The 24,259-nt window shown below is 74.4% G+C and carries 13 protein-coding genes; 12 read left to right on the forward strand and 1 reads right to left on the reverse strand.

The window, feature by feature from the left end; translation table 11 throughout:
- Positions 1–188 precede the first annotated feature (188 nt).
- From ACFV4F_RS26005 to ACFV4F_RS26040, 8 genes are all read left to right on the forward strand, one after another.
- Positions 189–3,248: an AAA family ATPase gene (locus tag ACFV4F_RS26005; RefSeq protein ID WP_380505826.1), complete on the forward strand. Its 3,060-nt coding sequence runs from the start codon at positions 189–191 to the stop codon at positions 3,246–3,248.
- A 458-nt stretch (positions 3,249–3,706) separates the two neighbouring features.
- Positions 3,707–6,649 carry a putative bifunctional diguanylate cyclase/phosphodiesterase gene (locus ACFV4F_RS26010; protein ID WP_380505848.1) on the forward strand — a complete coding sequence of 981 codons (2,943 nt, stop codon included), beginning with the start codon at positions 3,707–3,709 and terminating at the stop codon, positions 6,647–6,649.
- Positions 6,650–6,981: 332 nt separating this feature from the next.
- Positions 6,982–8,838, forward strand: a complete 1,857-nt coding sequence (locus tag ACFV4F_RS26015; protein ID WP_380499309.1) for an acetolactate synthase large subunit — start codon at positions 6,982–6,984, stop codon at positions 8,836–8,838.
- Between the two features lie 80 nt (positions 8,839–8,918).
- Positions 8,919–9,443 carry an acetolactate synthase small subunit gene (gene ilvN / locus ACFV4F_RS26020; RefSeq protein ID WP_238951331.1) on the forward strand — a complete coding sequence of 175 codons (525 nt, stop codon included), beginning with the start codon at positions 8,919–8,921 and terminating at the stop codon, positions 9,441–9,443.
- A gap of 102 nt (positions 9,444–9,545) precedes the next feature.
- The gene (gene ilvC / locus ACFV4F_RS26025; RefSeq protein WP_030243908.1) at positions 9,546–10,544 is read left to right on the forward strand and encodes a ketol-acid reductoisomerase; all 999 of its coding nucleotides are present in this window, start codon (positions 9,546–9,548) and stop codon (positions 10,542–10,544) included.
- A gap of 248 nt (positions 10,545–10,792) precedes the next feature.
- Entirely contained in the window at positions 10,793–12,373 is a 1,581-nt protein-coding gene (gene serA, locus ACFV4F_RS26030) for a phosphoglycerate dehydrogenase (RefSeq protein ID WP_380499314.1), read from the forward strand.
- Positions 12,374–12,662: 289 nt separating this feature from the next.
- The gene (locus ACFV4F_RS26035; RefSeq protein ID WP_380441399.1) at positions 12,663–12,824 is read left to right on the forward strand and encodes a hypothetical protein; all 162 of its coding nucleotides are present in this window, start codon (positions 12,663–12,665) and stop codon (positions 12,822–12,824) included.
- A 226-nt stretch (positions 12,825–13,050) separates the two neighbouring features.
- Positions 13,051–16,398, forward strand: a complete 3,348-nt coding sequence (locus tag ACFV4F_RS26040; protein WP_380505829.1) for a S8 family serine peptidase — start codon at positions 13,051–13,053, stop codon at positions 16,396–16,398.
- Positions 16,399–16,506: 108 nt separating this feature from the next.
- On the opposite strand, the gene ACFV4F_RS26045 is transcribed toward ACFV4F_RS26040, so the two are convergent.
- Positions 16,507–18,939, reverse strand: a complete 2,433-nt coding sequence (locus ACFV4F_RS26045) for a YfhO family protein (RefSeq protein WP_380505832.1) — start codon at positions 18,937–18,939, stop codon at positions 16,507–16,509.
- 191 nt (positions 18,940–19,130) lie between these two features.
- Between ACFV4F_RS26045 and ACFV4F_RS26050 the strand changes: the two genes are divergently transcribed.
- The 4 genes from ACFV4F_RS26050 to cimA all read left to right on the forward strand — a co-directional run bounded on the left by ACFV4F_RS26050 (position 19,131) and on the right by cimA (position 24,135).
- Entirely contained in the window at positions 19,131–19,751 is a 621-nt protein-coding gene (locus ACFV4F_RS26050; RefSeq protein ID WP_380441405.1) for a Uma2 family endonuclease, read from the forward strand.
- Between the two features lie 9 nt (positions 19,752–19,760).
- Entirely contained in the window at positions 19,761–20,798 is a 1,038-nt protein-coding gene (locus ACFV4F_RS26055; RefSeq protein WP_380441407.1) for a 3-isopropylmalate dehydrogenase, read from the forward strand.
- A 259-nt stretch (positions 20,799–21,057) separates the two neighbouring features.
- Entirely contained in the window at positions 21,058–22,170 is a 1,113-nt protein-coding gene (locus tag ACFV4F_RS26060) for a branched-chain amino acid aminotransferase (RefSeq protein WP_380505835.1), read from the forward strand.
- A 360-nt stretch (positions 22,171–22,530) separates the two neighbouring features.
- Positions 22,531–24,135, forward strand: a complete 1,605-nt coding sequence (cimA, locus tag ACFV4F_RS26065; protein ID WP_380505838.1) for a citramalate synthase — start codon at positions 22,531–22,533, stop codon at positions 24,133–24,135.
- Positions 24,136–24,259 lie beyond the last annotated feature (124 nt).

The raw sequence follows: 24,259 nt of genomic DNA on the forward strand, positions 1-24,259 counted from the left end.
CCGCCCGGGGCCCCGGGCGGCCCCCCCCGCGGGCGGGGGGGGGGCGGGGGGCCCCCGCCCCCGCCCCGGGGGGGGGGGCGGCGGGGTGGGGGGGGGGGGGGCGCGGCGCCCCCCCCCCCCCCTCCGGGCGTTCGCCGGGCGAGATATCCCCTCGGCCCGCCGCCACCGCCTATGGCATGCTCGCCTCCATGCAGCAGATGTCGGTCAGTCCCGTCTTCGTCGGCCGCGGCACCGAGATCACCGCGCTGGCCGACGCGCTGCGCCGGGCCGGCACCGGCAGCCCGCAGACCGTCCTGGTCGGCGGCGAGGCCGGCGTCGGCAAGACGCGCCTGCTGGAGGAGTTCCTGGACCGCGCCGGCCACGGCGGGGGAGTGGTCACCACCCTGGGCGGCTGTCTGGAGATCGGCGCCGAGGGCCTCCCGTACGCACCGATCGCGGGCGCCCTGCGCCGGCTGCACCGCACGCTCGGCCCCGAACTGGAGGCCGCGGCCGCCGGCAGCGAGGGCCATCTCGCCCGCCTGCTGCCCGAGTTCGGCGACGGCGACGGCGAACCGAACGACGAGTACGGCCGGGCCCGGCTGTTCGAGCACACCGCGAGGCTGATCGAACGGCTCGGCGCGGACCGTACCCTCGTCATCGCCGTCGAGGACCTGCACTGGTCCGACCGCTCCACCCGCGAGCTCCTCGCCTACCTGGTCCGCACCCTGCACCGCGCCCGCGTGCTGCTGGTCGCCACCTACCGCTCCGACGACCTGCACCGGCGCCACCCGCTGCGCCCCTTCCTCGCCGAGCTCGACCGGCTGCGCACCGTCCAGCGGCTGGAGCTGGCGCGGTTCCGCCGCGGCGAGGTCGCCGCCCAGCTGGCCGGCATCCTCGGCACCGCCGCGCCCGACCGGCAGCTGGTGGACCGGATCCACCGCCGCTCCGAGGGCAACCCCTTCTTCGTCGAGGAGCTCGCCACCGCCTTCGAGGACGGCTGCGGGGCCGGCCTCACCGACTCGCTGCGCGACATCCTGCTGGTCCGGGTGGAGAGCCTGGACGAGGAGGCCCAGAAGGTGGTGCGGATCGCCGCGGAGGGCGGCTCGCACGTCGAGCACGCCCTGCTCGCCGCCGTCCTGGCCGACCTGATGGCCGACGAGGAGGAACTGATCGGCGCCCTGCGCACGGCCGTCGGCGCCAACATCCTGCGCCTGGACAGCGACGGCGAGGGCTACCGCTTCCGGCACGCGCTGGTCCGCGAGGCCGTCTCGGACGACCTCCTGCCCGGCGAACGGCACCGGATCAACCGCAAGTTCGCGCTCGCCGTCGAGGCCGAGCCGCACCTCGTGCCCGCTGATGCCCTGCCCGCCCGGCTCGCCAACTACTGGTACCACGCGCACGATCCGGCCCGCGCCCTGCCGACCGCCCTGGACGCCGCCCGGGCCGCCCGGCGCCGCAACGCCTTCGCCGAGCAGCTGCGCATGCTCGAACGCGCCCTCGAACTGTGGGACATGGTCTCCGAGGACGTCCTCGCGCACACCCTGCGCCCGTACGACTGGGCCGAGACCTACCCGCCCGGCTCCTGCGACGTCCGTCCCCAGGACGAGGACTGCGACCGGATCCAGCTGATCGACGTGCTCGCCGAGGCCGTCGTCGCCGCCCGGCGCAGCGGCGACCGCGAGCGCGGGCTCAGCCTGGCCAAGCGGGCGCTCAAGCTGGTCGACGAGACGGTGGACCCGCTGCGCGCGGCCTGGTTCCGGATCAACCGGGCCCGCATGCTCGGCCACCTGCGGCGCTCGGGCGACGACGAGGAGATCGCGTACGCGCACCGGCTGGTCGACCACCTGCCGCCGTCCGCGGTGCAGGCCGAGGTGTTCGCGCTCGGCGCCGGCGTCGCGATGCTCAAGGACCCGGGGCCCGAGCACATCGAGCTCGCCGAGCGGGGGGTGCGGGTCGCCCGCGAGGGCGGCGCGCACGCCGTCGAGCAGCACGCGCGGATGACGCTCGCCGGCCTGCGCTACGACCTGGAGGGGGACGCCGAGTCCGGGCTGGCCGGGCTGCGGGCCGCCGTCGAGGCCTCCCGGCGGGTCGGCACGCCGGACGTGCTGCTGCGCGGCATCAACAACCTCGCCAGCGTGCTGCGCGGGCTCGGCCGGTCCGAGGAGGCGATGGCGATGGCCCGCGAGGGCCTGGAGCACGCCGCCGGCTACGGACTGGTGCGCAACAGCGGCAGCATCCTGACCGGCAACCTGGCCGAGGCGCTGATCGACCTCGGCCGCCTCGCGGAGGCCGTCGAGGTGCTGGGCGACTGCGACCCGGACGAGACCACCAACGCCCACGCCGAGTTCCTGGAGCGGATGCGCGGCGAGATCGCCCTGCTGCGGGGGGACCTGCCCAAGACGGCCGTTCTCGTGGCCCGGGCCCGGGAGGCCAACCGGGTCGGCCGGATCCAGCACTCGGCGCCGATCAGCCGGCTCGCGGTGCGGATCGCGTGGCTGAACGGCCGGCCGATGGAGGCCCGCGCCGAACTGCTCGGCGCGCTCGCGGACGCCCGGCGGCTCGGCGACGAGGCCGACGTGTACCCGCTGCTGTTCGAGGGGGCCGCGGTGGAGGCGGACTCCCGGGGCCTGCCGGAGGCCGCGGCCGGGCGGGCCGAGGCGCTGGCCGGGATCGCCGCGACGGCGGCCGGGCTCACCCCCAAGGCGCCGCTGCACCACGGCTGGGCGCGGCTGCTGGAGTGCGAGCTGGCCCGCGCCGGGGGCACCGACACCCCCGAGCAGTGGGCCGCCGCGGTCGCCCTGCTGCGGCCGGTCGCCCTGCCGCACCCGCTGGCGCTCGGCCTGCTGCGGGCGGGCGAGGCCGAGGTGCGGGCCGGGCGGCGCGAGGCGGCCGCCGAACTCCTGCGCGAGGCGCGGGAACTGGCCGAGGCGCGCGGCGACCGCCCGCTGGTCGCCGAGATCACCGGCCTGGCCGACCGCGCCGGGCTGGCACCGGCCCCGGCCGCGCCCGCGGCGGCCTCCTCGGGGCAGGCCGCACCGGCGGGGGAGTCGTTCGGGCTCACCCCCCGTGAGCGGGACGTGCTCCGGTTGCTCGCCCGCGGCTGGACGAACCGGCAGATAGCCGAGGAGCTGTACATCTCTCCGAAGACCGCGAGCGTGCACGTGTCCAACATCCTCGGCAAGCTCGCGGTCGGCGGCCGCGGCGAGGCGGCCGCGCTGGCCCACCGGCTGCGGCTGTTCCCGGACGACCTGGCCCCCGCCACCGGGTGACCCGCGCTCCGGCCCGGGACCGGCCGGCGGACCCCGCCCGCCGGCCCCGGACCGGTGGGCGCCGTCGCGTGCTCCCGTGCGCGCCGCGTGAGCCCCCGCCCGCGCGCCGCCGCCAACCGGGCCGATCCGCCGGAATCAGGTGCATTTCCCTACCCTCCCACCATTACTCTAAGTTCAGTGTGCGTGTCATTGAGTGACGGAATTGGTGTAGGGTCCCGATCGGGAGCATCGGTGCGGTGCGGCGACCGGAAGGCCGCCCACCCCCTGGGCCACCGTCCTGACGGTGCGCCAGGTCACCGCGTACGGCGAAGCGGCGCGCGGCCGGTGGCCCGTGGCCGGGGCGCCGGGTCCCGGGCCGGAGGGGGAGAGGTCAAGTGAGCTCCACCGATACGGTGCTGCCCGCGGCCGAGCGGCCGGGCGCGCCGGCCGCCGACGCGCCCACCACGAGACGCGGCCCGATGCGCCGCCTGCGGGAGGGCCGCGCCCTGCCCGGCCTCGCCCTCGGCGCCCTGTGCCTCAGCTACGCGTGCGGCGCCGCGACCGGCTGGGGGTCCCACCAACTCGCCGTCTTCATGGGTGATTTCGGTCTCGCCGCGGCGGCCCTCGCGGCCGCGCTGTCCTGCCTGGTCTACGGCTGCACGGTCGGCGGCCACGCCCGCCCGGCCTGGCTGCTGTTCGGCCTCTCCTCGCTCACGGTGGCCTTCGGCAACGGCACCTGGGGCTGGTACGAGCTCGTCGAACGCACCGCCCTGCCCCAGGACTCGCTCGCCGCGTACGCCTTCCTGCTGTTCGCCCCGCTCTCCATCACCGGCATCCTGGTGCTCGCCCAGCGCCCGCGCTCCGCGGCCGGCTGGCTCTGCCTCCTGCTGGACGGCTGGCTGATCGCCGGCTCGCTGTTCACCCTCAGCTGGAGCCTGGCGCTCGGCCGGATCGCCGCCGGAGAGGGCGGCTCGGTGCTGACCCTGGCCCTCAAGCTGGCCTACCCGGTGCTGGACATCCTGCTGGTCAGCCTGGTGGTCGGGCTGCGCTTCGGCGGCCGGGACGGCAACCGGGCCGCCGTGCACACCGCGATGATGGCGCTCGCCGTCACCGTCATCTGCGACGCCCTGTTCACCTCCCCGGCGCTGCACAGCAGTTACCACTCCGGCGAGCTCCTCGACGCCGGCTGGTTCTCCGGCAGCCTGCTGCTGGCCTGGGCGCCGTGGTCGCCGCGCTGGCGCCGCCCGCTGCGCGAGCACCCGTCGGCCGGCGGCCTGCCGCGCCGCCGGGTGGCCACCACGTTCAGCGCGCTCACCCCGTACGCCGCGGCCGCGGTGTGCACCGCCGGGATCCTGTACAACGCGCTCGGCGGGCGCCAGCTCGACCGGGTGGTGGCCGCGGCCGCCTGCACCGTCGGCCTCGCGCTCATCCTGCGCCAGGGCGTGATGCTGCTCGACAACCTCTCGCTCGCCCAGGAACTCGCCCACAAGGAGGCGCACTTCCGCTCCCTGGTGCAGGGCTCCAGCGACGTCATCATGATCGCCGGCGCCAACGGCGTCCTCTCGTACGTCTCCCCGGCCGCGCTCGGCGTCTACGGGCGCGATCCGGAGGAACTGGTCGGCGGCAACCTGCTGGACCTCGTGCACCCCGAGGACGTCGACCGGGTGCTCGGCGAGGTGCGCCGCTACCTCGCCCGGGTCCGCCTCACCGCGCACCGCTCGCCGGGCACCGCCGAACCCTCCGCCCGGGTCGAGTGCCGGATCCGCTCCGGCGCCGGCGAGTGGCTGCACGTCGAGTCCACCGTGAGCCGGCACCGCGACGGGCTGATCCTCAACAGCCGGGACGTCACCGAACGCGTCATGCTCCAGGCCCAGTTGCAGCACAACGCCTTCCACGACCCGCTCACCGACCTGCCCAACCGGGCGCTGTTCACCCAGCGGCTGCGGGCCGCCCTCGGCACCCGCGACCGGCAGGGCGGCCGGGGCGAGCCGGGCGCCGGGATCGCCGTGCTCTTCCTCGACCTGGACGGCTTCAAGGCGGTCAACGACAGCGCCGGCCACCAGGTCGGCGACGAGCTCCTGGTGCAGGCCGCCCGCCGCCTGCAGGGCGCCGTCCGCTGCGGGGACACCGTCGCCCGCTTCGGCGGCGACGAGTTCGCCGCGCTGGTGTGCGGCCCGCTCGGCCGCCTCCAGGTCCAGGAGCTCGCCGACCGGCTGCGGGTCGCGCTGTCCGAGCCGTACTGGATCGGCGGCGCCGAGCTCGCGGTCGCCGCCAGCATCGGCATCGCCTTCGGCACCCCCGAGCGCGGCCCGGCCGCCGACCCGCGCACCGGCGCCGACGAGTTGATGCGCAACGCCGACCTCGCGATGTACCGGGCCAAGTCCGAGGGCAAGGGCCGGGTGGTGCTCTACAGCCCCGCCATGCGGGCCGACCTGGAGCGCCGCACCGAACTCGACGAGCGGCTGCGGGTCGCCGTCCGCGAGGGCGGCTTCACGCTGCTCCACCAGCCCGTGGTCGACCTCGGCAGCGGCGCCGTGACCGGCGTCGAGGCGCAGGCCCGCTGGCGCTCGGCGAAGGGCCTGCTGCTCACCCCCGCCGAGTTCCTGCGCTCCGCCGAGCACGGCGACGCGGCCACCCGCTTCTCCCGCTGGCTGATCCACGAGGCGGTGGCGGCGGCCGCCGCCCGGCGCGGCCTGCCCTCCCGCAACCGCACCGGCCCCGCGCCGGTGCCGGTAGCGGTCCGCCTCTCCGCCGAGCGGCTGTGCTCGCCCGGACTGTACGAGACCGTCGCGGCCGCGCTGCGCGACCACCGGCTGCCGGCCGGCGAGCTGGTGATCGAGGTGGCCCGGATGGGCCCGGACGCCCTCGCCGACGAACTCGGCCGCCGCCTGGCCGCACTGCGCCGGCTCGGGGTCGCCACCGTCCTGGCCGGTTACGGCGCCGGCAGCGGCTCGCTGGGCGCCCTCGCCCGGCTGCCGCTGGACGGCCTCAAGCTGGACCGCTCCCTCGTGCAGGACCTCGGCGAGTCCGCGCTCAGCCGCACCCTGGCCGGGCACGCGCTGCGCCTCGGCCGCGACCTCGGGCTGCTCACCGGCGCCGAGGGGGTGGACCTGCCCCGGCAGATCGCCGCCCTGCAGGAGCTCGGCTGCCGCCAGGGTCAGGGATCGGCCTTCGCGCCGCCGCTCGACGAGCCCCGGCTGCGCCGCGCCCTGGTGCGCCGCGGCTACCCCCTGCCGAGACCGCTCGGCTCGCTCTCGGCCCGCCGGGCGTACCTGGCCGCGGACACCCGGACGAGTGGCCGCGGGGAGTCTCAGGGAGGGCGTGTCGTACATCACCACGGGGCCTCCGACCTGCCCGAACACCGGGCCGTGGCAGGTCCGGGAGGCGGTCCGCATGGCGAGACGGCCGTCCCACCTGCTTGACACGCGCCCCCGAACGGGAGGAAGGTCGTTGCCATGCGCACCCGAATTCTCGTACTTGGCGGGCGCGTCGGCTGAGCGGGCACGCACGCCCCGCTTGTGACAGACCGACGCGCCACCCCTCGCATGCCCTTGGCACGAGGGGTTTTTTGTTGCACTGACGCTGTTCCACCCACGCAAGACCCCTGGCCGCAACTGCTCCGCGAACCCCACGGAAACGGGGAAAAGCGGGACGATTGAGGCAGAGCCGGCGATCGGCCCGAACCGGGACCCCACCCTCGAAGCACCTGGGGCCCGCACCACAGGGCCGGCAAAACCCGAGAAGAGACAGGCAGATGACCGAGCACGCCGCATCCCCCCGCCGCGGGGACAACCCGGCCGCCCACGCTCCCGCTCCCCAGCACGTCGTCGAGACCATGACCGGCGCCCAGTCGCTCATCCGCTCGCTCGAAGCCGTGGGCGCGGACACCGTGTTCGGCATCCCGGGCGGGGCCATCCTGCCCGCCTACGACCCGCTGATGGACTCGGCCAAGGTGCGTCACATCCTGGTGCGCCACGAGCAGGGCGCCGGGCACGCCGCCACCGGCTACGCCCAGGCCACCGGCAAGGTCGGGGTCTGCATGGCCACCTCGGGTCCGGGCGCCACCAACCTCGTCACCCCGATCGCCGACGCCTACATGGACTCCGTCCCGATCGTCGCGATCACCGGCCAGGTCGCCTCCAAGGCGATCGGCACCGACGCCTTCCAGGAGGCGGACATCTGCGGCATCACGATGCCGATCACCAAGCACAACTACCTGGTCACCGACCCCGCCGAGATCCCCCGGGTGATCGCCGAGGCGTTCCACATCGCCGCCACCGGCCGCCCCGGCCCGGTCCTGGTCGACATCGCCAAGGACGCCCTCCAGGCCACCACGACCTTCCGCTGGCCGGTCGAGACCTCGCTGCCCGGCTACCGTCCGGTCACCAAGCCGCACGCCAAGCAGATCCGCGAGGCCGCGAAGATGCTGGTGGGCGCCAAGCGCCCGGTGCTGTACGTCGGCGGCGGCGTGATCAAGGCGCAGGCCACCGCCGAGCTGCGGATCCTGGCCGAGCTGACCGGCGCCCCGGTCGTCACCACCCTGATGGCGCTCGGCGCCTTCCCCGACAGCCACCCGCAGCACCTGGGCATGCCCGGCATGCACGGCAGCGTCCCGGCCGTCACCGCGCTGCAGAAGGCGGACCTGCTGTTCACCCTCGGTGCGCGCTTCGACGACCGCGTCACCGGCAAGCTGGACGGCTTCGCCCCGTACGCCAAGGTCGTCCACGCGGACATCGACCCGGCCGAGATCGGCAAGAACCGCCCGGCCGACGTGCCGATCGTCGGCGACGCCCGCGAGGTGCTGGCCGACCTGATCGTCGCCGTCCAGGCCGAGTTCGACGCCGGCCACAAGGGCGACTACAGCGAGTGGTGGCAGAAGCTCGACGAGTGGAAGAAGACCTACCCGCTGGGCTACGAGCCCGCCCCCGCCGGGGAGCTCTCGCCGCAGCAGGTCATCGAGCGGATCGGCCGGATCGTCGGCCCGGACGCCATCTACGCCGCGGGCGTCGGCCAGCACCAGATGTGGAGCTCGCAGTTCATCCGCTTCGAGAAGCCGGCCACCTGGCTGAACTCGGGCGGCGCGGGCACCATGGGCTACGCGGTCCCGGCCGCGATGGGCGCCAAGGCGGGCCGTCCGGAGGCCGTGGTCTGGGCGATCGACGGCGACGGCTGCTTCCAGATGACCAACCAGGAGCTGGTCACCTGCGCCCTGAACGGCATCCCGATCAAGGTCGCGGTCATCAACAACGGTTCGCTGGGCATGGTCCGCCAGTGGCAGACGCTGTTCTACAACCAGCGCTACTCCAACACCGTGCTGCACGCCGGCCCCGGGCACGACGGCGTCGAGCCGCCGGAGCAGGGCGGCACCCGGATCCCCGACTTCGTCAAGCTGTCCGAGGCGATGGGCTGCGTCGGGCTGCGCTGCGAGCGCCCCGAGGACCTGGACGCGGTCATCGAGCAGGCGATGGCGATCGACGACCGCCCGGTCGTCATCGACTTCATCGTCCACCAGGACGCCATGGTCTGGCCGATGGTCGCGGCCGGAACCAACAACGACGAGATCCAGTTCGCCAAGGGCATCCGCCCCGACTTCGGCGACGACCTCGACTGACGCCCCGCCCTCCCGTCGCCCACCGCCACCCTTCTCGGGACCGGCTTCGCCGGACCCCCCTCGTGCGCCTGAGGAACGACATGTCCAAGCACACCCTCTCCGTCCTGGTCGAGAACAAGCCCGGCGTGCTCGCCCGCATCGCCTCGCTGTTCTCCCGTCGGGGCTTCAACATCGACTCCCTCGCCGTCGGCCCGACCGAGCATCCGGACGTGTCCCGGATGACGATCGTGGTCAACGTCGAGGACCTCCCGCTGGAACAGGTCACCAAGCAGCTCAACAAGCTCGTGAACGTGATAAAGATCGTCGAACTCGACCAGGCCGCTGCGATCCAGCGGGAACTGGTCCTGGTGAAGGTCCGCGCCGACAACGAGACCCGGTCGCAGATCGTCGAGATCGTCCAGCTGTTCCGTGCCAAGACCGTCGACGTGTCGCCCGATGCGGTGACCATCGAGGCCACCGGCAGTTCGGACAAGCTGGAGGCCATGCTCCGGATGCTGGAGCCGTACGGCATCAAGGAACTGGTCCAGTCCGGCCTGGTCGCCATCGGGCGCGGTGCCCGTTCGATCACCGATCGTTCGCTCCGCGCCCTGGACCGCAGCGCGTAACCGGCGTTTCTCACACGCTGAACAAAGACCCCACACCCCGCCGGGTGCGAATACGGTAGGCACCGCGTACCCGGCACCCATCACGCAAGGAGATGTGCCCCCGTGGCCGAGCTGTTCTACGAAGACGACGCCGACCTGTCCATCATCCAGGGCCGCAAGGTCGCGGTCATCGGCTACGGGAGCCAGGGCCACGCCCACGCGCTGTCCCTGCGCGACTCCGGCGCCGACGTCCGCGTCGGCCTCAAGCCCGAGTCCAAGTCCCGTGCCAAGGCCGAGGAGGCCGGCCTGCGCGTGGTCACCCCGGCCGAGGCCGCGGCCGAGGCCGACGTCATCATGATCCTGGTGCCGGACCCGATCCAGGCCGACGTCTACGAGGCGGACATCGCCCCGCACCTGAAGGCCGGCGACGCCCTGTTCTTCGGCCACGGCCTGAACATCCGCTTCGGCTTCATCAAGCCCCCGGCGGACGTCGACGTCTGCATGGTCGCCCCGAAGGGCCCGGGCCACCTGGTCCGCCGCCAGTACGAGGAGGGCCGCGGCGTCCCCGCGATCGTCGCGGTCGAGCAGGACGCGACCGGCAACGCCTTCGCCCTGGCGCTGTCCTACGCCAAGGGCCTCGGCGCCACCAAGGCCGGCGTCATCAAGACCACCTTCACCGAGGAGACCGAGACCGACCTGTTCGGTGAGCAGGCCGTCCTCTGCGGTGGCACCGCCGCCCTGGTGAAGGCCGGGTTCGAGACCCTGGTCGAGGCCGGCTACCAGCCGGAGATCGCCTACTTCGAGTGCCTGCACGAGCTGAAGCTCATCGTCGACCTGATGTACGAGGGCGGCCTGGAGAAGATGCGCTGGTCGGTCTCCGAGACCGCCGAGTGGGGCGACTACGTCACCGGCCCGCGCATCATCACCGACGCCACCAAGGCCGAGATGAAGAAGGTCCTCGCCGAGATCCAGGACGGCACCTTCGCCAACACCTGGATCGCCGAGTACAAGGCCGGTCTGCCCAAGTACAACGAGTACAAGAAGGCCGACGAGGACCACCTGCTGGAGACCACCGGCAAGAAGCTGCGCTCGCTGATGAGCTGGGTCAACGAGAAGGCCTGACCCGGCCCGGGGTCCGCCCCGTTCCGCAACTCCCTTGTACAAGTAGGCTGCTCCCGTCCGGGTGATTTCGCCGGACGGGAGCAGCCTCGTACTCCGCCCGTCGATACACTTCCGAGTGCGCGTCAGGCCCACAGCGTCGTGCGTCTACCTACGCGGCATGCCACCTTCCCCCGCCCTCCACGCCACCGCCGTGCCCGGGGGAACCGGACAGTTAAGGACACACTGTCGTGAGCACTGCTAACAACACTGTGAGAACCGGCGTCGTACTGATCGCCGAGGAGCTGTCGCCCGCCACCGTCGACGCCCTCGGCCCCGACTTCGAGATCCGCCACTGCAACGGTGCCGACCGCACCGAGCTGCTCACCGCGATCGCCGACGTCGACGCGATCCTGATCCGCTCGGCGACCAAGGTCGACGCCGAGGCGCTGGCCGCCGCCCGCAAGCTGAAGGTCGTCGCCCGCGCCGGCGTCGGTCTCGACAACGTGGACGTGGCCGCCGCCACCAAGGCCGGCGTGATGGTCGTCAACGCGCCGACCTCCAACATCGTCACCGCCGCCGAGCTCGCCTGCGGCCTGCTGATCTCCGTCGCCCGCAACATCGCGCCGGCCAACGCCGCGCTCAAGCAGGGCGAGTGGAAGCGCAACAAGTACACCGGCGTCGAGCTGAGCGAGAAGGTCCTCGGCGTCGTCGGCCTCGGCCGGATCGGCGTCCTGGTCGCGCAGCGGATGTCCGCGTTCGGCATGAAGATCGTCGCGTACGACCCCTACATCCAGGCCGCCCGCGCCGCGCAGATGGGCGTCAAGCTGGTCTCGCTCGAAGAGCTGCTGGAGGTCTCGGACTTCATCACCGTCCACCTCCCGAAGACCCCCGAGACGATCGGCCTGATCGGCGACGAGGCGCTGCACAAGGTCAAGCCCACCGTGCGCATCGTCAACGCCGCCCGTGGCGGCATCGTCGACGAGGAGGCGCTCGCGAGCGCCCTGCGCGACGGCCGGGTGGCCGGCGCCGGCCTCGACGTGTACGCGAAGGAGCCGTGCACCGACTCCCCGCTGTTCGCCTTCGACAACGTGGTCGCCACCCCGCACCTCGGCGCCTCCACCGACGAGGCGCAGGAGAAGGCCGGCATCGCCGTCGCCAGGTCGGTGCGCCTCGCGCTGGCCGGCGAGCTGGTGCCGGACGCCGTCAACGTCCAGGGCGGCGTGATCGCCGAGGACGTGCGCCCGGGCCTGCCGCTCGCGGAGAAGCTCGGCCGGATCTTCACCGCGCTGGCCGGCGAGGTCGCCGTGCGGCTCGACGTCGAGGTCCGCGGCGAGATCACCCAGCACGACGTCAAGGTGCTCGAACTGTCCGCGCTGAAGGGCGTGTTCGAGGACGTCGTGGCGGAGACGGTGTCCTACGTCAACGCCCCGCTGTTCGCCCAGGAGCGCGGTGTCGAGGTGCGCCTGACCACCTCCAGCGAGAGCCCCGAGCACCGCAACGTCATCACCGTCCGCGGCACGCTCGCCGACGGCGAGGAGATCGCCATCTCCGGCACGCTGGCCGGCCCGAAGCAGACCCAGAAGATCGTCGGCGTGGACGCCTTCGACGTGGACGTCGCGCTCACCGACCACATGGCCTTCTTCAAGTACGAGGACCGCCCGGGCGTCGTCGGCGTCCTCGGCAAGCACCTCGGCGACGCCGGCATCAACATCGCCGGCATGCAGGTCGCGCGGGACGGCGGCGGCGCGCTCGCGTCCCTCACCGTGGACAGCGAGATCCCGCAGGACGTGCTGTCGGCGATCGCCGCCGAGATCGGCGCCCGCTTCGCGCGGTCGGTCGACCTGGGCTGATTTTCCCGCGGCTCCGTACCGGGCCCGGACCTCCGTTTCGACGGTGGTCCGGGCCCGGTTGCGTGCGTGCGGGTGACTCCCGTCTCAGATACTAGGAAATCCAAGTATTCGTGCAGACACGGCCGGGCCGGGGTCGTACCGTGGAAGAGCCATACGGTGTGCCGCCCCTGTAGCCAGGGCGCGCGGCCCGTGTGTGCGTGCGCCTTCACGGGCAGGCGACCCCTGCCTCTGCGCGTACCCCTCCCCTCACCATGTCGTGCTTCTGCGCGCCGCTTCCAAGGAGTCCGGTATGCCTTCCACCGCCGACCGCCACGCCTCTCCCGCCCCCGCCGCCACCCCCGTCCGCGCCCCGCGCCGCCGCCGGTCCGCCGAGCGGAACCCCTTCGCCGCCGCCGCGCTGCAGCGCTCGCTGGACCGCCGCGACAACGGCGGTGCGACCGGCCACCTCTGACCGGCGGGGCCGTCCGGGCGTTCATCTGCCAACTGGGCCGGACGGGCTGACGGACGGTCACCCGGGAGAGTGCACCTTGCCTCCGTCCGGGGGACGGTGCTCGCACCGGCCGACGCGATCATCCTAATTTGGGGCCCCCGGAAGGGTGATCGACGCCCGCGCGGGCGGGCGTCAGCGACCTCCTCGGTGTGCGGATCCGTCCCCCTTGCCGGGGGAGAGGGCCCACGTGCGTCTGCCAACCGTCCGCCGTTCGCTCGCCCGGATCGGCGTCACCCTGACCCTGCTGGTCGGCCCGGCGGTGCTCGCCGCCGCGCCGGCCGGCGGCAGTCCGCCGACGGACCCGCCCGGGTCCGACCGCGCGGCGTCCGTCCTGCTCGAACTCGGCACCGAGGCGGCCGGCCCCGCCTGGCGGCGCGCCGCCGACGACTCCCGGCGGGCCCGGCGCTCCCCCGAGGAGGTCCGCCGGGCGGCCGCCAGGGCCGGCGCCGACCAGCGGGCCAGGGCCGGCGACGCGCTGGACCGGGCCGCCACGGCCGTCCACCGGGCCGTGCCCGCCGCCCGCGAGCTGTACCGCACCCGCACCCTGCTCACCGGCCTCGCCGTCACCGCGCCCGCCGACCGGCTGGCCGCGCTGCGGGCGCTGCCCGGTGTCCGGGCCGTCCACCCGATCGTCCGCAAGCAGCGCGACAACGCGTACTCCGTTCCGCTGACCGGCGCCCCACAGGTGTGGGAGGCCGCCGCGAGCGGGACGGGGAGCGCCGGCAACACCGGCAAGGGCGTGCGGATCGGCGTCATCGACAGCGGCATCGACTACACCCACGCGGACTTCGGCGGCCCCGGCACCGAGGCCGCCTACCGGTCGGTCGAGCGCGGCAAGCCCGCCCCGGCCGCGCTGTTCCCCACCGCCAAGGTGATCGGCGGCAAGGACCTGGTCGGCGACGACTACGACCCGGACCCGTCCTCCCCGCACCACCAGCCGGTGCCGCACCCCAGCGACAACCCCATCGACTGCGACCGCAACGGCCACGGCACCCACGTCGCCGGCACCGCGGCCGGTCTCGGCGTCACCGCCGACGGCCGCACCTACACCGGGCCCTACCGGGCCGGCCTCGACCCGGCCGGCTTCAGGATCGGCCCCGGCGCGGCCCCCGGCGCCCAGCTGTACGCGATCCGGGTGTTCGGCTGCGAGGGCTCCACCGACCGCCTCGCCCAGGCCCTCGACCTCGCCGCCGACCCCAACGGCGACGGCGACCTCGGCGACCGCCTCGACGTCGTCAACCTCTCGCTCGGCAGCCGCTTCGGCAGCCCCGACGACGCCGACGCGGTGGCTGTCGACCACCTGGCCGCGCTCGGCACCGTCGTGGTCGCCGCCGCCGGCAACGAGGGGGACGTCTACGGCATCAGCGGCAGCCCCGGCACCGCCGCCCGGGCCATCGCCGTGGCCGCCTCCGTGCACGGGCACGCCGACACCGACGGCATCACCGTGCTCGCCCCGGCCGACCTCGCCGGCGCCGTCCCCGCCCACTGGAGCGAGCGCTACCAGGGCTGGTCCACCGCCGACGTGCACGGCCGACTCGCCCTGCCCGCCGACCAGTCGGACGGCTGCGCCGCGTTCAGCGCGGCCGACCGGCAGCGGCTCGCGGGCAAGGTCGCGGTGCTGGCCTGGGCCACCCGCGAGTCCGAGCGGGCGTGCAACTCAGGCCCGCGCGCCGACCACGCCGCCGACGCGGGCGCGATCGGCGCCCTCTACGCCGCCGACAGCGACCACCTGCCCGAGATCGCCGGCAACGACCGCATCCCCGTCGCCCTGCTGGCCCGCGCCGACGGCGAGCGGCTCCGCCGGGCCGCCGCGGCCGGCGGGGCCGAGGTCCGGCTGGCCGCTCCCGGCAACCCGCTGCACGGCTCGGTCTCCCAGCTCCAGCCCGAACGGGCCGACACCCTCACCGACTTCACCTCGCGCGGCATCGGCCTGCCCGGTGTCGTCAAGCCCGACCTCGCCGCCCCCGGCGAGAGCATCTGGTCCGCGCTCGCCGGCAGCGGCAGCGGCGGCCAGCGCGAGGACGGCACCTCGATGGCCACACCGCACGTGGCCGGGCTCGCCGCCCTCGTCCGCGCCGCCCACCCGGACTGGCCGGTCGAGGAGGTCAAGGCGGCGCTGATGAACACCTCCGTCGACACCCGCCTCGACGCGGACCGCGGCAGCCCGGTCTACGGCCCCGAGCGCACCGGCGCCGGCCGGGCCGCGGTCGACCGGGCCGTGCGCACCCCGGCCGTCGCCTACGCCTCCGGGGAGGGCGCGGTCGAGGGCTCCGTCGGCGTCTCCTTCGGGCCGGTCGAGGTCGGCGGCCCGACGGCGCTGCGGCGCGAGATCGAGGTGCGCAACCACTCGGCGGCGCCGCTGAGCTACCGCACCGGGTACGCGGCGGCCACCGAACTGCCCGGCGCCCACTACGAGGTGGCGCCGGAGCAGGTCGACGTCCCGGCGGGCGGCACCGCGCACGTCCGGGTGACGCTCAGCGTCCCCGGAGAGCTGGGACGCGCGCCGGACCCGACCCTCGACGCCGTCCAGGGCGGCAAGGCGCGCTCCTACCGGGGCGAGCTCTCCGGACGCGTCCTGCTCAGCCCCGTCACCGACCCGGCCCTGCCCGAGCTGCGGGTCCCGGTGTTCGCGGCCCCGCGGCCCGCCACCGGCCTCAGCGCCTCCGCCCCGGTGCGCACCGCCCGGGACGGCACCCTGCTGGTGCTCGGCGGGAGCAGCGCCCCCGGGGACCGGCCGGGACTCGTCAGCGCCTTCGCCCTCGGCGGCGAGGGCGCCCGCTGGGCCGACTGCCCGCCCGGCGGCGGCGCCGGGCTGCGGCCCGGCTCGGGCATCGTGCCCGAGAAGTCGGGCGGGGACGCGCCGGCGCCGGAGGACGTGTGCGTCGAACACCCCGGCGACCGGGCGGCGAACCTGCGGGCCGTCGGCGCCGCCGCGGACTCCGGGACGCTCTACTTCGGTGCCCGGCTCTGGGCTCCCGCCACGACGCCCGTCGGCCTCTACGGGGTCCGGGTCTCGCTGGACACCGACGGGGACGGCGTCGCCGACGTGATCGTGAAGGCCGACCGGGAGCGCGGCAGCGACGTGCTGGTCGCCCGCGCGCTCGACGCCCGCACCGGCGCCGAGCTGGACGTCCAGCCGCTCAACGCCCGCTGGGGCGACGTCGACACCGCCCTGCTGGACAGCGAGGTGCTGGTCCTGCCGGTGCGGATCGCGGCCCTCCCGGGGGTCAAGGAGGGCCACAGCGTGGTGCGGTACGGCGTGTGGACCGGCCCGGCCGTCCAGGGCAAGCCGGACCCGGCCGACGCCTTCGGGTCGATCGGCCTGCGGGGCGTGCGGCCGACCGTCGCGGTCGACGTGCTCCACCCGGCCGTCACGGTCCGGGCCGGGATCGCGGGACCGGCCGCCATCGCGGCCCCGGCGCGGCCCGGCACCGTCCTCGACGTCCACCGGGCGGCGGGCGACACGTCCTCGGTCCTGCTGCTCCACCACTTCAACCCGGGCGCCCGGCGGGCGGAGGTGGTCGCGCTTCCCTGACCCCGGACGGAAGGAGGGGGGGGGGGGGGCTCCGCGCGGAGCGCCGGTCGCCGCGGGCGGCGGGGCCCGGCGCCCCGCCCCCCCCCCCCCCCCCCCCTCCGCGTGCCGTCAGCCCGCCTGTGCCGCGCGCGCCTCCCGGCGGCGGACGCGGCGCGGGGTGTGCGGCGGGCGGCGGCGGGAGACGCGGGTGAAGACGGCGACCAGGGCGAGGGCCGCCGTGGTCGCGGACGTGACGACCAGGCCCTCGGTGAGGCCGGGCGGCCGGAACGCGCACGTGACGCGGTCCGCCCCCGCCCCCAGCGGGACGCCGATCATGCCCAGGACCGGTGTGGGCTCCGCGGGCCGGCCGCCGCCGGCCGCGCAGGTCCACCCCTCGGTGGCCGGGACGGACACCAGCGCCGTGCCCGTCGAGCCGGCCGGGAGGACGGCGGTGAGCGCGTGGCCGCCGGCCGTCACCCGGGTCGCGCCGGTCGCCGTCAGCCGGGCCACGGCCGCCTCCAGGGCGCCCGGTCGCAGGCAGCCGATCGGGCGGGCCGGGACCTGGCTCACCCCGTCGGACCGCAGTGCCACCCGGACCAGCCCGTCGGCCGGGACCGGCCCCAGCCGGTGGACCGGGACGGCGGTGGTCGGCTGGTCGCCCTCGCTGCGGTAGGTGGTGCCGAGGCCGCTGACCGTGCCCCGGTACCAGACGCCGTGGAAGAACGCCGTCCCGCCGGGCGTGCACGCCGCCGTGAACTCCGTCGCCGCGCCCCCGCCCGGCAGCGACCAGCCGCTGCTGCCGTGCGGCGTCGGCGCCGGGCCGCCCGCCGGGACGGGCACCGGAGCGTCGTACACCGGGCCGCCGAGCAGCGACTCCTGCCGCGACCACACCGAGGTGGTGTCCACCCGGTGGCCCGCCGGCAGCACGGTGACCAGCGGCGGCGCGGCGGCCCGGCCGGGGGCGAAGCCGTCCGGCGGGGGGCCGTCGTCCAGGTGGGCGCGGACGGCGAACAGCGCCTGCCCGACCGGGCCGGTGACGCTGCCGGTGCTCCGCCCGCCCGCCGTCCAGCCCGCGCCGAGGTCGTGCAGGAGCAGGGCGGCGACGGTCGGCAGGTAGCCGCTGAAGTAGCCGCCGCCCTGGCCGTCGAGGAGCAGCGGGTCGTTGGGGGTGAAGGCGTGCGGGCCCGGGTCGCTGCGCCCGGCGGGCCAGTCCGCGGCCCGGCGCACCGCCGCGTGGGCGGCCCGCACCGCCGCGCCGGAGGCCGTCCCCTCCGGGCCGGGGGCCAGCGCCGCGTAGCCGGACCAGACGGCGTTGCCGAGCACCGCGCCGCCCAGCACCCAGGTGAGGGCGGCGCCGGCCCGCCGGTCGGCGTGCCACCGCTCCGACGCCCACAGCGCGGTGAGCAGCACCGCCCCGCCGACCGCCAGCAGCAGCCAGGTGGACGTCCGCACGGAGTGCCTGCCCGCCGCCAGTCCGGCGATCACCGCGATCACGGCGGCCCCGCCGAGCAGTGTGGGCAGGTCCGGCCGGTGCGCCAGCGACACCCAGGCGGCCAGCACCAGCAGCCCGCTCAGCGCGAACGCCACCCGGTACGGCCCGCCGGCCGGGATCGCCAGGCCGTGCCAGACCAGCACCGTCGGCGTCCAGACGAAGCTCAGCACCACCAGCGCCAGCGCGCCGCACCACACCGCCCGCTCGCGCACCCGCACCCGCCGGTTGAACGGCAGCCCGCACACCAGCAGCAGCCCGAACAGGCCGATGGCGACGTCCGGCAGCGGGGCGCCGCCGTGCGTGCCGGGCAGCAGCTGCGCGAGGTGCCCGCCGAAGCCGTCCGGGCCGAGCGGCTCCACGGGCGACTCCGGCTGGGCGGCGCGGGCGGCCCGGACGGCGACGAACAGGACGGGGGAGGCGAGCAGGACCCCGGCGACGGCCATCGTGACGGCCCGGCCGGTCGTGCGGACGCGGTGGCGGAACGGCCGGGGGGTCGCCAGCAGCCGCACGGCGAGGACGAGTCCGGCGGTGATGGTGGCCATCGCGGCGGTGTAGAGGTTGCCGGCCCAGGCGAGCGCGACGCACAGCGAGCCGAGCACCCAGCGGCGCTCGTGCAGGCACCAGTCGCCGGCCAGGCACAGCAGCGGCAGCGAGACCAGGCCCCACAGCCAGTGCGGCGCCGCCCCGCCGACGGCCAGCACCCAGGCGCAGAGCCCGTACCCGACGGCGGTGAGCGCGCGCAGCCGGCGCGGGCCCGGGTGCAGGCGGCCGAGGACGTGCGTCATCAGGGCGGTGCCCAGGCCGATGCTCGCGAGGGTGACGAGGAGGACCGCGAGGTGTCCCTGGTCGCGGGGGAGGAGTGCGGCGGGCCAGGAGAACGGGTTCATCAGGTACGCGAAGAAGTCGGCGAGGAACGGCACCCCGTACCCGCTGTTCCAGTTGAACAGGAGGTCCCCGGCGGCCCGCCCGTGCACGAGGTCCCACAGGTGGGCGTGGAACGGCACCGCGAGGTCGTCCGCCCCGGGCGGCCACGCCCCGCGGAGCCCGGCGGCCAGCGCGTACCCACCCATCGCGAGCCCCGCCGCCCCCGCACAGACCCCGCCCTCCCGCCGCCACCCAGCCCGCACGCTGCGCCCCGTTCCACGCCGAATCCCGATCTCCGCCACAGTAAGTGCGCTCCCAGCGCATTCCCGGGCGTACGCGCTCCTTCGAACGGGTGGTGTGGAAGCAGCCTCGGGGCCAGTTCTGCCAAGGTTTTCCCGTGCACAAGGAGATGGATCTCGATGACATGCCGGAGTGGCTTCGCCCTCCCGCCACGGGCCACACCGCCGACGACCTTGATCGGCTCGAAAATCTCCCTCCACACACGGAGTTGCTCTTCGGAAGCCTGATCTTCTCGTCGCGCCAGACGATGTTCCACTCAAGGACGATCAGCACCTTGGAACGGCAGCTGGAGGACCAGGCGCCGGAGGGCTGGGAGGTCTGGGGCCGGATGGGATTGAAGCTTGACGCCCGGAACCGACCGGAGCCGGACGTGATGGTGGTGGACGCCAGGGCGGACACTGGCCCCGACCAGACGTTCTGTCTCGCGCAGGACGTCCTGCTGGTGGTCGAAGTGGTTGAGGAGGAATCGGCGGAGCGCGATCGTGAGCTCAAGCCGCGCAAGTACGCGAACGCCGGTATCCGGTATTTCTGGCGGGTCGAGTACGAGCAGGACCGCCCGGTCGTCCACACCTACGAGTTGGACCTGGCGTCGAGTGACTACGTTCCGACCGGGGTTTTTCCCGACCGCCTGGTGACGAGACAGCCGTTTCCTCTCGACCTCACTCTGACGCGTCCGAATCGTGGACGCGAGGTGTCAGCCCCTGGGACACCGGAGTAGGGTCCGAGCATGTCTCGCACGATTCGTCTCGCAGTTGTTCCCGGTGACGGCATCGGCCAGGAAGTCGTGGCCGAAGGGCTCAAGGTCCTCAGGGCCGTGCTTCCCGCCGAGGTGAAACTGGAGACCACCGAGTACGACCTCGGGGCCCGGCGCTACCACCGGACCGGGGAGACGCTGCCGGACGAGGTCCTCGCGGAGCTGAAGGGGCACGACGCGATCCTGCTCGGCGCCATCGGCGACCCGAGCGTGCCGTCGGGCGTGCTGGAGCGGGGGCTGCTGCTGAAGCTGCGGTTCGCCTTCGACCACCACATCAACCTGCGGCCGGGCCGGCTGTTCCCGGGCGTCGCGTCGCCGCTGGCGGGGCAGCCCGAGATCGACTTCGTCGTCGTCCGCGAGGGCACCGAGGGCCCGTACGTCGGCAACGGCGGCTCGCTGCGCACCGGCACCGAGCACGAGGTGGCCACCGAGGTCAGCCTGAACACCGCCTTCGGCATCGAGCGCGTGGTGCGCGACGCCTACCGGCGGGCGCAGGCGCGGCCGCGCAAGAAGCTCACCCTGGTCCACAAGAACAACGTGCTGGTGCACGCCGGCCACCTGTGGACGCGGATCTTCGCCGAGGTCGGCGCGGAGTTCCCCGAGGTCACCACCGACTACCTGCACGTCGACGCGGCGACCATCTTCTTCGTCACCCAGCCGGAGCGCTTCGACGTCATCGTCACCGACAACCTGTTCGGCGACATCCTGACCGACCTGGCCGCCGCCGTGACCGGCGGGATCGGCCTGGCCGCGAGCGGCAACATCAACCCGGGCGGGGAGTTCCCGTCGATGTTCGAGCCGGTGCACGGCTCCGCGCCGGACATCGCGGGCCAGGGCAAGGCCGACCCGACGGCCACCGTGCTGTCGGTCGCGATGCTGCTGGACCACCTGGGCCTGGCCGCCGAGGCCGCCCGGGTCGAGGCCGCGGTCGCCGCGGACCTGACCGAGCGCTCCGGCACCCGCACCACCTCCCAGGTCGGCGACGCGCTCGCCGCCCGAGTATCCGGCTGAGGGGGCCGGATCCGACCAGCGGAGTTCCGGCCGATTACGGGCCGCGACCCCCACAAGGGAATCCGGCCGCGGGGCCGGACCACATAACCGCAGCTTGCAGCTTCCCAAGCGGCAGGCGACTGTTCGGCACGGCCCTCTGGATGCGAGTATCGACAGTGGGCCGTGCCGTTGTGCGTGTGTTCGGGCGTTCACCCGCCCGCAGCGACGCTCAGCCGGCGGTGGCGGCCCGAACCAACCCCACGGTGAAGGACACACAGCCATGAGCACGCCCACCCAGGCGCCCATCACGTTCGACCTCAAGCCCTCCGCCAACCCGCTGTCCGACGCGGAGCGCGAGGCCCGGCTGACCAACCCCGGGTTCGGTCGCGTCTTCACCGACCACATGGTCACCGTCCGCTGGACCGAGGGCCGGGGCTGGCACGACGCCCAGCTGGCGCCGTACGCGCCGCTGGAGATCGACCCGGCGAACATGACCCTGCACTACGGCCAGGCGATCTTCGAGGGCCTGAAGGCCTACCGCCAGGCCGACGGCTCGATCTCCACCTTCCGCCCGGAGGCCAACGCCGCCCGCTTCCAGGCCTCGGCCCGCCGCCTGGCCATGCCGGAGCTGCCGGTCGAGACCTTCGTCGAGGCCGTCGAGCTGCTGGTCCAGCAGGAGCAGGCCTGGGTGCCGAACGAGCCCGAGCAGAGCCTGTACCTGCGGCCGTTCATGTTCGCCACCGAGGTCGGCCTGGGCGTGCGCCCGGCGAACTCCTACCTGTTCATGATCATCGCCTCCCCGGCCGGCGCGTACTTCCCGGGCGGCGTCAAGCCGGTCTCGGTCTGGCTGTCCAAGGAGTACGTCCGGGCCGCGCCCGGCGGCACCGGCGCCGCCAAGTGCGCCGGCAACTACGCCGCGTCGCTGGTCGCCCAGGCCCAGGCCGCCGAGAAGGGCTGCGACCAGGTGGTCTGGCTCGACGCCGCCGAGCACCGGTGGGTCGAGGAGATGGGCGGCATGAACCTGTACTTCGTCTTCGGCGAGGGCGAGGACGCGAAGATCGTCACGCCGGAGCTGTCCGGCGCCCTGCTGCCCGGCATCACCCGCGACTCGCTGCTGACCCTGGCCGCCGACCTCGGCTACGCCGTCGAGGAGCGGAAGATCTCCACCGACGAGTGGCAGCAGGCCAACGCCGACGGCACCCTCACCGAGGTCTTCGCGTGCGGCACCGCCGCCGTCATCACCCCGGTCGGCTCGGTCAAGTCCGCCGCCGCCGACTGGACGGTCGGCACCGGCGAGCCCGGCCCGGTCACCATGGAGCTGCGCAAGGCCCTGCTCGCCATCCAGGGTGGCCAGAGCCCCGACACCCACGGCTGGCTGCACAAGATCGTCTGATCTCCGCTCCCGCCCCACCGCCTCCGGCCCGCACCGTTTCGCATCGCGAGACGTGCGGGCCGGACCGCGGAGGGTGTGCCAGACTGCCAGCGTGTCCTCGCTTTCGCTGATTATTAGCAGCAGGCGCGCCGGTCCGCAGTGACCGCTCCCGCACGACCCGATGCGGAGCGACCACCAGCGTCCAGACCCGCGCGCAGACCTCTCGCACCCGCGAGGGGTCTTTTTGTTTCCCGGACCGGCCGAGAGCCCCCACGAAGGGCTCGGGGACACCGGGGCCGCGCGCGGGATGCTGGACAGTGGAGCCGGGACGACGAACCGGCAGAGCAGTACGAAACCTCCCCGAACGGAGAACCAGGGGTCATGACCGAGGTCACCCGTACCGACGACAGCTTCCACGTGTTCGACACCACCCTGCGCGACGGCGCGCAGCGGGAGGGCATCAACCTCACGGTGGCCGACAAGCTGGCCATTGCCCGGCACCTGGACGACTTCGGGGTGGGGTTCATCGAGGGCGGCTGGCCCGGGGCCAACCCGCGCGACACGGAGTTCTTCGCCCGCGCCGCCGCCGAGCTCACGCTCGAACACGCGCAACTGGTCGCCTTCGGCGCCACCCGCCGGGCGGGCGGCCGGGCCGCCGACGACCCGCAGCTGGCGGCGCTCGTCACCTCCGGCGCCCCCGTCGTCACCCTGGTCGCGAAGGCGCACGACCGGCACGTCGAACTGGCCCTGCGCACCACCCTGGACGAGAACCTGGAGATGATCCGGGACAGCGTCGAGTTCCTGCGGGCCGCGGACCGCCGGGTGTTCATCGACTGCGAGCACTTCTTCGACGGCTACCGGGCCAACCGCGACTACGCGCTCGACGTCGTCCGCACCGCGCACCGCGCCGGGGCCGACGTGGTCGTGCTGTGCGACACCAACGGCGGCATGCTGCCGGCCGGCGTGCGCGACATCGTCGCCGACGTGATCGCCTCGACCGGTGCCCGGGTCGGCATCCACGCCCAGGACGACACCGGCTGCGCCGTCGCCAACACCCTGGCCGCGGTGGACGCCGGCGCCACCCACGTGCAGTGCACCGCGAACGGCTACGGCGAGCGGGTCGGCAACGCCAACCTGTTCCCGGTGGTGGGCGCGCTGGAGATCAAGTACGACCGCCGGGTGCTGCCCGCGGGCCGGCTCGCCGAGATGACCCGGATCTCGCACGCCATCGCCGAGCTGGTGAACCTGACCCCCGCCACCCACCAGCCGTACGTCGGCTACTCCGCCTTCGCGCACAAGGCCGGGCTGCACGCCTCCGCGATCAAGGTGGACCCGGACCTGTACCAGCACATCGACCCCGAGCTGGTCGGCAACACCATGCGGATGCTGGTCTCCGACATGGCCGGCCGGGCCTCGGTCGAGCTGAAGGGCAAGGAGCTCGGCTACGACCTCTCCACCGACCGCGACCTGGCCGGCCGGGTGGTCGCCAGGGTCAAGGAGCAGGAGAACCTCGGCTACACGTACGAGTCCGCGGACGCCTCCTTCGAACTGCTGCTGCGCGACGAGGTGCGCGGCAGCCGGGAGCGCTTCTACACGCTGGAGTCCTGGCGGACCATCAGCGAGCAGGGCCCGAACGGCTTCACGGGCAACGAGGCGACGGTCAAGCTGTGGGCCAAGGGCGTGCGCCGGATCGCCACCGGCGAGGGCAACGGCCCGGTCGACGCGCTGGACAAGGCCCTGCGCACGGCGCTCGAAGGCATCCACCCGCAGCTGGCCAAGCTGGAACTGGTCGACTACAAGGTCCGCATCCTGGAGGGCCAGCACGGCACCGGTTCCAAGACCCGGGTGCTGATCGAGTCCACCGACGGCACGTCGACGTGGTCCACCGTCGGCGTGGCCGACAACGTCGTCGCCGCCTCCTGGCTGGCGCTGGAGGACGCGTACACCTACGGCCTGATCCGGGCGGGCGTGGAGCCCACCGAGTGACGATCCGTCAACCCGCCCGTGGCCCGCGGAGGTTCGATCCCCGGGCCCCCGGGGCGGCGGCTAGCGGCGTGGGGCGGGGGTGGGGGGTTCGAGCGGGGGGTGGAGGGGGGTCGTTGCGGGGGCG

The sequence above is a fragment of the Kitasatospora sp. NPDC059722 genome, assembly GCF_042733235.1.
Taxonomy (GTDB): Bacteria; Actinomycetota; Actinomycetes; order Streptomycetales; family Streptomycetaceae; genus Kitasatospora.

Bases quoted from the DNA above. Each gene is read 5' to 3' on its own strand.
- ACFV4F_RS26005 (WP_380505826.1), top strand. From the start codon at position 189: ATGCAGCAGATGTCGGTCAGTCCCGTCTTCGTCGGCCGCGGCACCGAG.
- ACFV4F_RS26010 (WP_380505848.1), top strand. From the start codon at position 3,707: ATGCGCCGCCTGCGGGAGGGCCGCGCCCTGCCCGGCCTCGCCCTCGGC.
- ACFV4F_RS26015 (WP_380499309.1), top strand. From the start codon at position 6,982: ATGACCGAGCACGCCGCATCCCCCCGCCGCGGGGACAACCCGGCCGCC.
- ilvN (WP_238951331.1), top strand. From the start codon at position 8,919: ATGTCCAAGCACACCCTCTCCGTCCTGGTCGAGAACAAGCCCGGCGTG.
- ACFV4F_RS26035 (WP_380441399.1), top strand. From the start codon at position 12,663: ATGCCTTCCACCGCCGACCGCCACGCCTCTCCCGCCCCCGCCGCCACC.
- ACFV4F_RS26045 (WP_380505832.1), bottom strand. From the start codon at position 18,939: ATGGGTGGGTACGCGCTGGCCGCCGGGCTCCGCGGGGCGTGGCCGCCC.
- ACFV4F_RS26055 (WP_380441407.1), top strand. From the start codon at position 19,761: ATGTCTCGCACGATTCGTCTCGCAGTTGTTCCCGGTGACGGCATCGGC.
- ACFV4F_RS26060 (WP_380505835.1), top strand. From the start codon at position 21,058: ATGAGCACGCCCACCCAGGCGCCCATCACGTTCGACCTCAAGCCCTCC.
- cimA (WP_380505838.1), top strand. From the start codon at position 22,531: ATGACCGAGGTCACCCGTACCGACGACAGCTTCCACGTGTTCGACACC.